Annotated in this window: 16 protein-coding genes; 11 read left to right on the forward strand and 5 right to left on the reverse strand. The window is 26.7% G+C overall.

Going from position 1 to position 13,176, the window contains the following annotated elements:
- Positions 1 to 204 precede the first annotated feature (204 nt).
- From ftsH to greA, 3 genes are all read right to left on the reverse strand, one after another.
- On the reverse strand, positions 205 to 2,040 hold the full coding sequence (gene ftsH / locus BU_RS02010; protein WP_010896092.1) for an ATP-dependent zinc metalloprotease FtsH: 1,836 nt from the start codon (positions 2,038 to 2,040) through the stop codon (positions 205 to 207).
- Between the two features lie 65 nt (positions 2,041 to 2,105).
- The gene (gene rlmE / locus BU_RS02015; RefSeq protein ID WP_010896093.1) at positions 2,106 to 2,726 is read right to left on the reverse strand and encodes a 23S rRNA (uridine(2552)-2'-O)-methyltransferase RlmE; all 621 of its coding nucleotides are present in this window, start codon (positions 2,724 to 2,726) and stop codon (positions 2,106 to 2,108) included.
- Positions 2,727 to 2,799: 73 nt separating this feature from the next.
- Complete coding sequence (gene greA, locus BU_RS02020) at positions 2,800 to 3,276, reverse strand: transcription elongation factor GreA (RefSeq protein ID WP_165439039.1); 477 nt, start codon at positions 3,274 to 3,276, stop codon at positions 2,800 to 2,802.
- Positions 3,277 to 3,802: 526 nt separating this feature from the next.
- Between greA and BU_RS02025 the strand changes: the two genes are divergently transcribed.
- The 5 genes from BU_RS02025 (at position 3,803) to cgtA (ending at position 7,237) form a co-directional block, all read left to right on the forward strand.
- Complete coding sequence (locus BU_RS02025; protein ID WP_009874342.1) at positions 3,803 to 4,045, forward strand: BolA/IbaG family iron-sulfur metabolism protein; 243 nt, start codon at positions 3,803 to 3,805, stop codon at positions 4,043 to 4,045.
- Positions 4,046 to 4,106: 61 nt separating this feature from the next.
- A complete protein-coding gene (gene murA / locus BU_RS02030; protein ID WP_010896094.1) occupies positions 4,107 to 5,357 on the forward strand; it encodes a UDP-N-acetylglucosamine 1-carboxyvinyltransferase in 1,251 nt (416 codons plus the stop codon).
- 138 nt (positions 5,358 to 5,495) lie between these two features.
- Complete coding sequence (rplU, locus tag BU_RS02035) at positions 5,496 to 5,822, forward strand: 50S ribosomal protein L21 (protein WP_009874344.1); 327 nt, start codon at positions 5,496 to 5,498, stop codon at positions 5,820 to 5,822.
- A gap of 4 nt (positions 5,823 to 5,826) precedes the next feature.
- Positions 5,827 to 6,081 (forward strand): 50S ribosomal protein L27, encoded by a 255-nt coding sequence (gene rpmA, locus BU_RS02040; RefSeq protein ID WP_009874345.1) that lies wholly within the window; start codon positions 5,827 to 5,829, stop codon positions 6,079 to 6,081.
- A 151-nt stretch (positions 6,082 to 6,232) separates the two neighbouring features.
- Positions 6,233 to 7,237: an Obg family GTPase CgtA gene (gene cgtA, locus BU_RS02045; RefSeq protein WP_009874346.1), complete on the forward strand. Its 1,005-nt coding sequence runs from the start codon at positions 6,233 to 6,235 to the stop codon at positions 7,235 to 7,237.
- A gap of 67 nt (positions 7,238 to 7,304) precedes the next feature.
- Here the strand turns inward: cgtA and rpsI are convergent, their stop codons facing one another.
- Both rpsI and rplM read right to left on the reverse strand, forming a co-directional pair.
- On the reverse strand, positions 7,305 to 7,697 hold the full coding sequence (rpsI, locus tag BU_RS02050) for a 30S ribosomal protein S9 (RefSeq protein WP_009874347.1): 393 nt from the start codon (positions 7,695 to 7,697) through the stop codon (positions 7,305 to 7,307).
- Between the two features lie 20 nt (positions 7,698 to 7,717).
- Entirely contained in the window at positions 7,718 to 8,146 is a 429-nt protein-coding gene (gene rplM, locus BU_RS02055) for a 50S ribosomal protein L13 (protein ID WP_009874348.1), read from the reverse strand.
- Positions 8,147 to 8,397: 251 nt separating this feature from the next.
- On the opposite strand from rplM, the gene BU_RS02060 reads away from it, so the two are divergent.
- The 6 genes from BU_RS02060 to rplS all read left to right on the forward strand — a co-directional run bounded on the left by BU_RS02060 (position 8,398) and on the right by rplS (position 13,146).
- The gene (locus BU_RS02060; RefSeq protein ID WP_010896095.1) at positions 8,398 to 9,555 is read left to right on the forward strand and encodes a chorismate mutase; all 1,158 of its coding nucleotides are present in this window, start codon (positions 8,398 to 8,400) and stop codon (positions 9,553 to 9,555) included.
- 181 nt (positions 9,556 to 9,736) lie between these two features.
- Entirely contained in the window at positions 9,737 to 11,092 is a 1,356-nt protein-coding gene (gene ffh / locus BU_RS02065) for a signal recognition particle protein (RefSeq protein ID WP_010896096.1), read from the forward strand.
- A gap of 108 nt (positions 11,093 to 11,200) precedes the next feature.
- Positions 11,201 to 11,440, forward strand: a complete 240-nt coding sequence (rpsP, locus tag BU_RS02070) for a 30S ribosomal protein S16 (protein ID WP_009874351.1) — start codon at positions 11,201 to 11,203, stop codon at positions 11,438 to 11,440.
- A gap of 1 nt (position 11,441) precedes the next feature.
- Positions 11,442 to 11,972 carry a ribosome maturation factor RimM gene (gene rimM / locus BU_RS02075; protein WP_010896097.1) on the forward strand — a complete coding sequence of 177 codons (531 nt, stop codon included), beginning with the start codon at positions 11,442 to 11,444 and terminating at the stop codon, positions 11,970 to 11,972.
- A gap of 14 nt (positions 11,973 to 11,986) precedes the next feature.
- Entirely contained in the window at positions 11,987 to 12,700 is a 714-nt protein-coding gene (gene trmD / locus BU_RS02080; RefSeq protein WP_009874353.1) for a tRNA (guanosine(37)-N1)-methyltransferase TrmD, read from the forward strand.
- 98 nt (positions 12,701 to 12,798) lie between these two features.
- Complete coding sequence (rplS, locus tag BU_RS02085) at positions 12,799 to 13,146, forward strand: 50S ribosomal protein L19 (protein ID WP_010896098.1); 348 nt, start codon at positions 12,799 to 12,801, stop codon at positions 13,144 to 13,146.
- Positions 13,147 to 13,176: the final 30 nt, after the last annotated feature.

Below are 13,176 nucleotides of genomic sequence, written 5' to 3' on the forward strand. Positions count from 1 at the left end.
GTATTATTGGAAAATAATTATATTTTGCAATAAATATTATTTTTTTAGAAAATAAGATGAAGTTATAGTAATTTTATCACTTCATCTTATTTTAAGATACATTAAATAAAGGAATGTTGAATATTATAAGATTAGTATTTTTTTAAAATAAAATTTCTATAAAATACATAAAAAAAAATATTTATATTTCTTAATTAAAAGAAATTATTTATTTGTATCTGTCTCAATCCATCCCTTTGGTTGTCGTACTTCTCTTCTTTTCATTAAATCATCAATTTGAAATGCATCAATAGTCTCATATTTTATTAATGCTTCTTTCATAGCATGTAATATATCAATATTTTCATTTAAAATATTTCGAGCCCTGCTATAATTTATTTCAATTAACAACTTTACTTCTTCATCAATGATTCTAGCCGTTTCGTCAGACATATGTTTTGCCTTAGCAACCGAACGTCCTAAAAATATTTCTCCTTCTTCTTCAGCGTACAATAAAGGTCCTAATTTTTCTGAAAAACCCCATTGAGTTACCATATTTTTCGCTAAGCTTGTAGCTATTTTAATATCATTATAAGCACCAGTAGAAACATTTTTAGCACCATAAATAATCTCTTCTGCTAAACGTCCACCATATAAAGTAGATATTTGACTTTCTAATTTTTGACGACTAATACTAAGAGTATCGGATTCTGGTAAAAAAAATGTAACACCAAGTGCTCGTCCTCTAGGAATGATAGTTACTTTATGTGCAGGATCATGATCAGGAACCAGTCTTCCAATAATCACATGGCCAGCTTCATGATATGCCGTAGATTCTTTTTGAAAATCACTCATTACCATAGATCTTCGTTCAGAACCCATCATCATTTTATCTTTTGCTCTTTCAAATTCCAACATAGAAACTACACGTTTATCAAGTCTAGCCGCAAAAAGAGCTGCTTCGTTAACTAAATTTGCTAAATCAGCACCTGAAAAACCTGGCGTACCTCGTGCAATAATCATAGGATCTACATCTTTAGATAAAGGCACTTTCCTCATATGTACTTTTAAAATTTGTTCTCTTCCACGAATATCTGGTAATGCGACAATAACTTGACGATCAAAACGACCAGGTCGTAAGAGTGCAGGATCTAAAACATCAGGTCTATTAGTCGCAGCTATTAAAATAATACCTTCGTTTCCATCAAAACCGTCCATTTCTACTAGCATTTGATTAAGTGTTTGTTCTCTTTCATCATGTCCTCCACCTAATCCAGCACCTCTTTGACGTCCTACTGCATCAATTTCATCAATAAAAATTATACAAGGTGCAGATTTTCTTGAATGTTCAAACATATCTCTCACTCTTGAAGCACCTACTCCAACAAACATTTCAACAAAATCAGATCCAGAAATCGTAAAAAAAGGAACTTTAGCTTCTCCAGCTATTGCTTTTGCCAATAATGTTTTTCCCGTACCGGGTGGTCCAACCATTAATATACCCTTGGGAATCTTTCCTCCTAATTTTTGAAAACGACTAGGTTCTTTAAGATATTCCACTAATTCACTAACTTCCTCTTTTGCCTCATCACATCCAGCAACGTCTGCAAAAGTAGTTTGAATTTGATCTTCTGATAGCATACGTGCTTTGCTTTTTCCAAATGACATCGCACCTTTTCCACCACCCATTTGCATTTGACGCATAAAAAAAATCCAAACACCAATAAGTAATAACATTGGAAACCAAGATATAAGAATAGAAATAAAGAGACTCGGTTCCTCGGGAATTGCACCGATAATTTTAACTCTTTTCACTAAAAGATTATCTAAGAGTTTAGGATCATTAATAGGAATATAGGTAGTGTATTTACTGCTATCTTTTTTAGTAACACTAATCATGCGTCCGTTAATATATGCTTCACGGATTTGATCTTGATTTACTTCTGATAAAAAAGTTGAATAGTCAACTTTATGGTTATTTACATCATTAGTGTTAAAATTTTGAAAAATAGACATTAATACAACTGTAATAACTAACCAGAAGATAAGGTTTTTAACCATGTCACTCAAAGGAACAACCTCTCATTGAATCTATATTTTAAAAACAACACAGACTATTATAATATTTATCTGGTTGCCAGAATGAATATCTCTCGAGATCTTGTTCGAGAAGTTTTAGGTTTGCAAATTTTAATTTTTTTAAATAACATTTTAATTTCTTTATACAATTCATTAAAACCCTCTCCCTGAAATGATTTTAACAAAAAAATACCATTTTTAGATAAAACATGTTCTGATATTTTTAATGCTAACTTGCATAACTCAATAATACGCGGCATATCAATAGAAAAATTCCCTGTTATATTAGGAGCCATATCTGACATAACTAAATGAAATGTAATATTGCTAAAAGTATTTAGCATTAAATTGAGTGTTTTTTTATTACGAAAATCTCCTTGAAAAATATCAACACCTGTTATTGGTCTAATAGGTAATATATCACAAGCTATAATACGTCCCTTTTTTCCTATTCTATTACTGGCATATTGTGACCAACTTCCAGGAGCAGCGCCTAAATCAATAACATTCATACCAATTTTAAATATTTTATTATTTTTGTCTAATTGTTCTAATTTAAACCAAGCTCTTGAACGTATATTATTTTTTTTTGCTGCCTTGACATATTGATCTTGAAAATGTTCTAATAACCAACGATTTGAACGATGTTTTTTTTTTTGAACAATCATGTTTTCTCTATTTTAAAATCAATTTTTCAATAAAAATTTTAATAAAACTAAATCATTTTAAAATTTTTTAAAATTATATGTAATTTATCTTTAAAATTTTATATTCAACATCACCTCCTGGTGTACATATGATTACAACATCATTAATTTCTTTTCCAATAAGACCTCTTGCTATTGGAGAATTAATAGAAATTAAATTTTTTTTAAAATCAGATTCATCATCGCCTACAATCCGATAGGTAAACTTTTCATTGTTTTTAATATTTAAAATACTAACAGTAGAACCAAAAATTACTCTGCCATTATTAGATATTTTTGTTACATCTATAATTTGAGAATTAGATAGTTTTAATTCAATTTCTTTAATACGTCCTTCACAGAAACTCTGTTCTTCACGAGCTGAATGATATTCAGCATTCTCTTTTAAATCACCATGTTCTCTAGCTTCTGCTATTGCTGCAATAATACGAGGACGATTTATACTTTTTAATTTTTTTAGTTCTCGACGAAGTTTTTCAGCCCCTCTTACAGTCATTGGAATTAGATTAATCATATTAATACTCCATCATTTTTTATTTAATATTTCACCATAATATCTAAAAAATAAAAATATTTTTTAAAATTCAAAAAAATGTTAAATTGTCTTATTGTGTTTGATAAGATTATAGCTTTATATAATTTTTACTATTAGCTTTCTATTTTAGATATTTAAAACTTTTTAAATAGAAAACCATAAAAATATAGCTTTATTTTAAAAAGATCTAATAAAATCAGATAAATTATATAAAAAGATATTTAAAAAATATAAAAAAAATTAAATTTATTTAATAAATTACTTAAAACTTATTTTTATAAAATTTAATAATTTTTTACAAAAAAGATATCTTTTAAGATTGAAATATATCTATCTATTTTAAAGTAAAAAATATAATTTATCAAAACTTTAAAAATTTAGTTATATATTCATCTATTCTCGTTTGACTTAATAACCTATATTTTCACTTAATAAGCAAATATTAATTATTTTTAATATTTTCATAGAATAGTGAAATATCTAATTAAAAGTAAATTTTAAAATGGACAATCAAGAAATAAAATTATTACTTATTAAAAAATTAAATTTAGAACAAGCTAATATTACAGGAGACAGCAATCATATAAAAATAATTGCTATAGGAAATATTTTCAAAAATGTCAGCCAAGTAAAAAGACAACAAATAATTTATGCCCCTTTAATAGATATGATTAAAGAAAAACATATTCATGCTGTATCTATAATGTCCTATACACCGGAAGAATGGGAAAAAACAAAAAAATAAATATTTCTAATGATCTATTGAAATAAAAATTATATTAATACATACAGAGATTAATGGATACATGGAAAAATTATACGTAGAAGGAAATAAAATATTAAATGGCCATGTTATCATTTCTGGTTCTAAAAACGCGGCTTTACCTATTTTATTTATGACTATATTAACAGAAGGAAAAATAAAAATCGGAAATATTCCGAATTTAACGGACATTAACATAGCACTTAAATTGCTAGTATATTTAGGAGTAAAAATAACAGGAAACGAAACATTATGTATTGATGCTAGTTCGATAAATATTTTTTGTCCTCCATACAATTTAATCAATAAAATCAGAGCTTCTATCTGGATGTTAGGTCCTCTTTTAGCTCGTTTTGGCAAAGCTAAAATATTTTTACCTGGAGGATGTAAAATTGGCAGTAGACCTATAGATTTACATTTAAATGGTTTAACACAATTAGGTGCAACAATTAACTTAAAAAATAACTGTATTGATGCTTATGTTAAAGGACGTTTACAAGGAAAATACATTTTAATGGAAAAAATTAGTGTTGGTGCTACCATTACAATTATGAGTGCAGCCACTTTAGCGAAAGGCTCTACAATTATTGATAACGCCGCTTGCGAACCAGAAATTGTTGATATTGCAAAGTTTTTAAATACCTTAGGAGCTGATATTATTGGGGCAGGAAGTAATAAAATATGTATTAAAGGCGTCTTAAAATTAACTGGTGGTACACATCAAGTCATTCCTGATAGAATTGAAACAGGAACATTTTTAGTTGCTGCGGCAGCCTCTCAAGGTCATATTACTTGTCATAAGACTGAACCTAAACATTTAACAAATGTATTGATGAAACTAACTGAAGCCGGAGCAAAAATAAAAACAGGAAAAGATTGGATTAAATTAGACATGAGAGGTAAAAGACCTAAATCTTTAAATATTTGCACTGCTCCTTATCCTGGATTTCCAACAGATATGCAGGCTCAATTTGCTCTATTAAACAGTATTTCTAAAGGCATAGGTACTATTACTGAAACCATATTTGAAAACCGTTTTATTTACACCTCTGAATTAATTAGGATGGGAGCTAAAATAAAAATTAAAAATAACACCATTATATGTTATGGAATACCTAAATTAATATCTTCTAATGTCTTTTCTAGTGATTTAAGAGCATCAGCAACATTAATATTAGCAGGATGTATTGCGGCAGGTATAACAATAGTTAATCATACTTATCATCTTGTCAGAGGATATGAATCATTTCCTAAAAAATTAAATAAGATAGGAGCTAATATTAAGATAATATAGATATAATCAATTTTTTCTATAATATTTAACAAAATTTTGAATAATAATATTCTTTATTAAAAATGTTTTTTTAAAAAATTTAATGATTTTTTGTAAAAACATTATAAAAATATAATTATTAAATAACTGGAGTGTTTTATGTATGCAGTTTTTATAAGTGGTGGAAAACAATATCGAGTAGTTAAAAATCAAATTATTAGATTAGAGAAATTAAACAGTCCACTAGGAACAACAATAGAATTTGATAAGATTTTAATGCTTTTTGATAAAGATTCTATAAAAATTGGAACCCCTTTTGTAGAAGGAGGAACAATAAAAGCTCATATTCAAAATCATGGTCGTCTTAAAAAAATTAAAATAATTAAATTTAATCGTCGTAAACATTATAAAAAACAGCAAGGTCATCGTCAATATTTTACCGACGTAAAAATCATAGATATTAATAGTATTAAAGGAGAAGTTTAAATAAATGGCACACAAAAAAGCTGGTGGTTCTACTAGAAATGGACGAGATTCTAATGCTCAAAGATTGGGTGTTAAATGTTTTGGGGGGCAATTAATCTCAGCAGGCAGTATAATTGTAAAACAACGTGGGACAAAATTTCATCCTGGTAAAAATGTAGGATGTGGGAAAGATCACACTATTTTTGCAATAGTAAAAGGAAAAGTGGAATTTAAAAAAAAAGGATTAAAAAAAAGAACATACATAAACATTATAAATTAGACATGTTATTTATATAAACAAACCCCTTTTCAAGGGGTTCTATCTTTTTTATCAAAATATAAGATATAAAAAGTTAATAAATTTCGTAAATATAAGTATTAAATGTCAAAATGCTTACTAATAATGATGGAATATTAAAAACGGATAAACAATGAAATTTATTGATCAAGCTATAATACATGTAATTGCTGGTAATGGTGGAAATGGTTGCGTTAGTTTTAGAAGAGAAAAATACATTCCTAAAGGAGGTCCAGATGGTGGAAATGGTGGAGATGGTGGAAATATTTGGTTAGAAGCTAATAATAATTTAAATACTCTCATAGATCTTAGGTTTAAAAAAAAGTTTCAAGCTCAAAATGGACAAAATGGATCAAGTAGAAAATCTTCAGGTAAAAAAGGAGATGACATAAAAATACATGTGCCTATCGGAACTAAAGTAATAAACTATCAAACTCGGGAAATAATAGGTGACTTAATTCAACACAAACAAAAAATGCTAATTGCTAAAGGAGGTTGGCACGGATTGGGTAATGCTAGATTTAAATCTTCTACAAATAGAACACCTAGACAAAGCACATTAGGTTCAATCGGAGAAAAAAGAGATATACAATTAGAATTAATGTTGCTTGCTGATGTAGGGACATTGGGAATGCCTAATGTTGGAAAATCTACTCTAGTCACAAACATATCTGGAGCTAAAACAAAAATTTCAGATTATCCATTCACGACCTTACATCCTGTATTAGGCAGTGTAAATATTCAAAAAAATAAAAAATTTATCATAGCAGATATTCCAGGTATAATTAAAGGGGCATCTTATGGTGCCGGATTAGGAATTCGTTTTTTAAAGCATTTAGAAAGATGCAAATTATTACTTCATATTATTGATTTAGTTCCTCAAAATAATTGTCATCCATCAGATAATATAAAGACTGTCTTAAATGAGTTAAAAAAATATAGCTTAAAATTATATAATAAACCGAGATGGTTCATTTTTAATAAAATAGACTTATTAAGTGTAGAAGAACTAAATCAAATAATTAAAGAAATAATATTTCAATTTAAAATACATGAAAAATATTATTTGATTTCTTCCATGAAAAAAATAGGTATCAAGAAGTTGTGTTCAGATATAACTAAATACTTGAAAAAATAAAAAAGAACTCGGTTCATTAAGAAAACCAAGTTCTTTTTAATCAAAACTACTTACATCTTGTTCAAGTTTAACGTTTAGAAAATTGCGGACGTTTTCTAGCTTTTCGGAAACCGACTTTTTTACGTTCAACTTGACGCGAATCACGTGTTACAAATCCAGCTTTTCTTAATTCAAAACGCAATGTTTGATTATATTTAATTAAAGCACGAGTAATACCTTGACGAATTGCACCTGCTTGACCAGAAATACCTCCTCCTTTTACCGTGATATAAATATTAAATTTGTCTACCATGTCTACTAATTCTAATGGTTGACGTACAATCATACAAGAAGTTTCACGACCAAAATATTCGTTTAAAGAACGTTTGTTGACAACAATCTCTCCATTACCAGATCTAAGAAATACTCTAGCAGAAGAGCTTTTACGACGACCGGTACCATAGTTTTGAGTTTGAATCATTTATTTTATATACCTTTCTGTCAAATATTTAATAATTGAGGACACTGAGCTATATGTTCATGATTTTCATTAGAAAAAACTTTTAACTTTTTAAACATAGAACGTCCTAGAGCACCTTTTGGAAGCATACCTTTTACAGCAATTTCAATAACTCTTTCTGGATGACTAGAAATCATTTCTTCAAATCTAGATTGTTTTATACCACCTACGTAACCTGTATGATGATAATAAATTTTATTAATCCTTTTATTTCCTGTGACTAATATTTTAGAAGCATTTATAACGATGATATAATCACCAGTATCAAGATGCGGAGTATATTCTGTCTTATGTTTCCCTCTAAGATGAAACGATAATGCACTTGCTAATCGGCCTAATATTTTATTTGTGGCATCTACATAATACCAATGTCTTTTAATATTACTTGATTTAATTGAAAAAGTTTTCATATAAAATCTACTTAAATGTGATTATTTATATAGAAAATAATACTATGATTGGCATTAATAAGATATAGTAAACATATTTTACTAAAATATATTTTTAAAGTATTTATATATATCATTTCTAGAATTAAATTAATTAAATCAATCATATTTTTAATAATGATATATATTTTTCTGTATTAACTTTATAAAAAATTTTTATAAATATTCTATTTTATATTCAGATACATTATATCTTTTATAGGTAATAAATTATGCCTGCTAACAATTCCTTGCTAATCTTTCGTGACGAAATTAATAACATTGATAAAAAAATAGTAAAATTATTGGCCGAAAGAAAAAATTTAGTATTTAAAATAGCTCAATCAAAAATAGAAAATAATCAGGCGATAAGAGATATAGAACGTGAAAAAAAAATGTTGCAAAAATTAATTTTTTTGGGGAAAAAATACAATTTAAAATCCGAATATATCACTCAATTATTTCAACTAATAATTGAAGAATCTGTGGCAACTCAAAAAAAGTTATTAAAGAAATTTTGCAATCATAATAAATTAATTCCTGCTAATTTTTCATTTCTCGGTCCTAAAGGTTCTTACTCTCATATTGCTGCTTATAAATATGCAGATCTCAATTTTCAAAAATGTATTACAAATGAATGCTCAACATTTGAAGAAGTAGTTCTATCAGTCGAAAATAATCAATCAGATTATGCTGTTTTACCAATTGAAAACACCTGTTCTGGTTCTATTAATGAAGTTTTTGATATTTTAAAAAAAACTAATTTATTTATTATTGGAGAAATTAATATTTTTATAAACCATAATTTACTTACTCTTAAAAAAATTGAACTAAATAAGATTAAAACAATATATAGTCATCCTCAGCCATTTCAACAATGCAGTGATTTTATTAAAAAATTTCCAGAATGGAAAATTAAATATACTAAGAGTACTGCAGATGCAATGAAAAAAATTAAGAAATATAATGACGTAACTAATGCAGCATTAGGAAGCGAAATAGGAAGCAAAATTTACGGATTAGAAATATTAATGAAAAATTTAGCAAATAAAGAAAATAATATTACGAGATTTATTTTATTAAATCGCAATCCTAAAAAAATTTCTAAAAACATACCAACTACAACAACATTAATATTTACTACAGGACAAGAAGCAGGATCTCTTTCTAAAGTATTATCAATATTGCAAGAAAAAAAATTAATTATGAAAAAATTAACTTCTCAAAAAATTTACAAAAATCCATGGGAGGAAATGTTTTATATTGATATTCAAGTCAATTTATCATCAACACTAATGCAAGATGCTCTTGAAAAAATCAAAAAAATTACTAGATTTATAAAAATTTTAGGCTGTTATCCTAGTGAAAAAATAACCCCAATAGCACCGTAAAATTTCTAAAAAACGATTTTTTTTTAAGAAAATAAAAATCATGCGTTCAAATATGAAAAATTTTTTTAATAATTTTTAAAAATAAAAGATAATTATTTTTTAATTAACAGAAATTATATTTTAAAGGTGATTGTTTTTACCTCAAATAAAATATTAATAAATTTAATGTGAGTAATAAATAATGTTTAATAATTTAACTCAACGTCTTTCAGATAGTTTAAAAAAAATTTTAAATAAAGGAAGACTTACAGAAGAAAACATTAAAGAAACTATAAGAGAAGTTCGAAAAGCTTTATTAGAAGCAGATGTGGCTTTATCAGTAATAAAAAAATTTATAGAGAATGTAAAAAAAAAATCAATTGGGCATGAAATCAATAAAAGTTTAACTCCCGGACAAGAATTTATAAAAATAGTTAAACATGAATTAATATTTGCAATGGGTGAAAAAAATCATTCTTTAAATTTTTCCATTGAACCCCCTGCGGTTATATTAGTAGTTGGTCTGCAAGGTTCAGGAAAAACTACTAGTTTAGCTAAATTGGGAAAATGGATTAAAAATAAGTATAAAAAAAAAATATTAATTACATCTACCGATACCTATCGTGCGGCTGCTATTGAACAACTAAAAATATTATCTGATCAAATCGAGATAGATTTTTTTGAGTCTGATAAGCACCATACACCAATAGAAATCACTAAAAATGCGATAAAATATGCAAAATTAAAATTATATGACGTGCTATTAATTGACACAGCAGGTCGTTTGCATATTGATAAAAAAATGATGAATGAAATTCAGCAAATACAAGTTATATCAAAAGCTATTGAAACATTATTAATAGTAGATTCAATGATGGGGCAAGATGCAATAAACATGGCAAAAATATTTAATAATGATTTATTGATATCTGGTATAATATTAACTAAAACAGATGGTGATTCTAGGAGTGGAATTGCTCTATCTATGCGTTACATTACAGGAAAACCTATTAAATTTATAGGAACAGGGGAAAAAATAATATCATTAGAACCATTTCATCCTGAAAGAATAGCTGATAGAATTCTAGGAATGAATGATATTATGTCGCTTATTGAAGACATTGAAGAAAAAGTAGATCAATCTCAGATTCAAAAACTAACAAAAAAATTAAAAAAAGGTCATGATTTTAATTTAAATGATTTTTTAACACAAATTAAACAAATGAAAAAAATAGGAGGTTTAAATTATTTTGCAAATAAATTCTCTATCAATCATCAATTATCTAATAATATATCATTATTAAACACAGATAAAAATACTTTAAAAAAAATAGAAGCAATGATATGTTCGATGACACCTAAAGAAAGAATAAAACCTATAATTATAAAAGGTTCAAGAAAACGCAGAATAGCTTTAGGTTCTGGAACACAAATACAAGACGTCAACAAATTATTAAAAAATTTTGATGATATACGAAGAATTATGAAAAAAATTAAAACTGATGGAATAGCAAAAGTAATACGTGGAATAAAAAATATGCTACCTAAAAAGTTTTGAAAAATTGTCTTAAAAATATAAAAAATTTTTTAAAATCTCAGTAGTATAATTTTTTTAATTTTTTTCAAATAATCCTTTTTATTTAATAACTTTTTAAGAAGAAAAAATATGGTAAAAATTCGTTTAGCTAGATATGGAACAAAAAAACGTCCATTTTATAAGCTGGTAGTAGCAGATAGTCGTTTTTCTAGAAATGGTCGTTTTATTGAACGTCTGGGTTATTTTAATCCTATTGCCAAAGGAAAATCTGAGATATTAAAATTAAATTTAGAACGTATTGAACACTGGACTAATCAGGGTGCCCAAATGTCAGAAAGAACTAAAAAATTAATCAAACAAAAGAGGTAATATTATAAATATTAGTATTAACAAACCAATTCAACCATTACTAATAGGAAAAGTTGGAAAATCTTACGGAATATTAGGTTGGATAAATATTTTTTCTTTCACAGAAGAACAAGAAAAAATATTCAATTATCTTCCATGGTTTTTTTTTAAAGAAAAAAATTGGACAAGAATTCAAATTAAAAACTGGAAAAAATATAAGAATAATTTTATTGTTCACATAAAAGATATTTCTGATCGTTCAGTAGTCAGTCAGTTTACTAATGCAGACATAATAATTAGTAAACATACATTACCTGCGTTGAAAAAAAATGATTACTATTGGAATGATATTATCAATTATAAAGTATTTAATATAGATCAGCATTATTTAGGAACAGTAATTAATTTAATAAGGACAAGAAATAACGATATTCTTATAGTGAAAAATAAATTAAAGATACATCAAAAAAATATATTAATTCCATTTATCGACAACAAAATAATAAAAAATGTAAATACTGATAAAAAATTTATTTTAGTTCAATGGGACTAGATTATGTGATTTAAATGAAAAAAAAATATAATGAAACTATAATATGCTTTAATATTATTACTATTTTTCCAGAAATGTTCTATGCGATCACCAATTACGGCATAATCGGACAAGCAATCAAAAAAAAAATTATTAATATTAATTTTTTTAATCCAAGAAATTTTAGCAAAAATAAATATAAATCTGTAGACGATCGTCCTTATGGAGGAGGACCAGGAATGTTGATGAGTTTCGAACCATTGTATCTAGCTATTCAACAAGCCAAATCTACATCAAAAAATGTAACTGTTATTTATTTATCTCCCCAAGGAAAAGAATTAAAACAAAATCATATCGAAGAATTATTAGTCAAGAAGAAAAAAATTGTTTTCATATGTGGTCGATATGAAGGAATAGATCAGAGAATTATTGATAATCAAGTGGATGAAGAATGGTCTATTGGAAGCTATATACTCACTGGAGGAGAATTGGCCGCCATGGTTATGATTGATGCCATTTCTCGTTTAATTCCAGGTGTTATAAAAACAAAAAAGTCGATAGAAGAAGATTCCTTTACGAATGATTTACTTGATTATCCTAATTATACTCGACCTAAAATTATAAAAAATATGTCAGTTCCTCAAGTTTTATTATCCGGAAACCACAATGAAATTCGCCTTTGGCGTTTAAAACAGTCACTTGGAACAACATGGATTAAACGTCCAGACCTTATAAAAAAAAAATATTAAAAAAAGAAGAAAAAATTCTTTTGGATGAATTTAAAAAAAAAATAAAATTAAAAAATAATGACTAATTTTTTTTATTTATTTAAATTTAAGAGGAAAACATGTTCAGTATTATTCAAAACATAGAAAAAGAACAAATAAAAAAAAATATACCTGTTTTTAGATCCGGAGATACTATAGAAGTAAAAGTATGGGTTATTGAAGGCTCGAAAAAACGCTTACAATCTTTTGAAGGAATAGTGATAGCAATAAAGAATCGTTGTTTAAATTCATCTTTTACTGTGCGTAAAATATCTAATGGAGAAGGTGTTGAACGAGTTTTTCAAACTCATTCTCATGGTATCGAAGAAATTCTAGTTAAAAGAAAGGGTTTAGTTAGAAAAGCAAAATTATATTATTTGAGAACGCGAACTGGAAAGGCCGCTCGTATTAAAGAGCGATTAAATTAATTTTAATATGCAGTCATGACATAATTCTTG

The sequence above is a fragment of the Buchnera aphidicola str. APS (Acyrthosiphon pisum) genome, assembly GCF_000009605.1.
In the GTDB taxonomy this organism is placed as follows: Bacteria; Pseudomonadota; Gammaproteobacteria; order Enterobacterales; family Enterobacteriaceae; genus Buchnera; species Buchnera aphidicola_I.

Bases quoted from the DNA above. Each gene is read 5' to 3' on its own strand.
- ftsH (WP_010896092.1), bottom strand. From the start codon at position 2,040: ATGGTTAAAAACCTTATCTTCTGGTTAGTTATTACAGTTGTATTAATG.
- rlmE (WP_010896093.1), bottom strand. From the start codon at position 2,726: ATGATTGTTCAAAAAAAAAAACATCGTTCAAATCGTTGGTTATTAGAA.
- BU_RS02025 (WP_009874342.1), top strand. From the start codon at position 3,803: ATGGACAATCAAGAAATAAAATTATTACTTATTAAAAAATTAAATTTA.
- murA (WP_010896094.1), top strand. From the start codon at position 4,107: ATGGAAAAATTATACGTAGAAGGAAATAAAATATTAAATGGCCATGTT.
- rplU (WP_009874344.1), top strand. From the start codon at position 5,496: ATGTATGCAGTTTTTATAAGTGGTGGAAAACAATATCGAGTAGTTAAA.
- rpmA (WP_009874345.1), top strand. From the start codon at position 5,827: ATGGCACACAAAAAAGCTGGTGGTTCTACTAGAAATGGACGAGATTCT.
- cgtA (WP_009874346.1), top strand. From the start codon at position 6,233: ATGAAATTTATTGATCAAGCTATAATACATGTAATTGCTGGTAATGGT.
- rpsI (WP_009874347.1), bottom strand. From the start codon at position 7,697: ATGATTCAAACTCAAAACTATGGTACCGGTCGTCGTAAAAGCTCTTCT.
- rplM (WP_009874348.1), bottom strand. From the start codon at position 8,146: ATGAAAACTTTTTCAATTAAATCAAGTAATATTAAAAGACATTGGTAT.
- BU_RS02060 (WP_010896095.1), top strand. From the start codon at position 8,398: ATGCCTGCTAACAATTCCTTGCTAATCTTTCGTGACGAAATTAATAAC.
- ffh (WP_010896096.1), top strand. From the start codon at position 9,737: ATGTTTAATAATTTAACTCAACGTCTTTCAGATAGTTTAAAAAAAATT.
- rpsP (WP_009874351.1), top strand. From the start codon at position 11,201: ATGGTAAAAATTCGTTTAGCTAGATATGGAACAAAAAAACGTCCATTT.
- trmD (WP_009874353.1), top strand. From the start codon at position 11,987: ATGAAAAAAAAATATAATGAAACTATAATATGCTTTAATATTATTACT.
- rplS (WP_010896098.1), top strand. From the start codon at position 12,799: ATGTTCAGTATTATTCAAAACATAGAAAAAGAACAAATAAAAAAAAAT.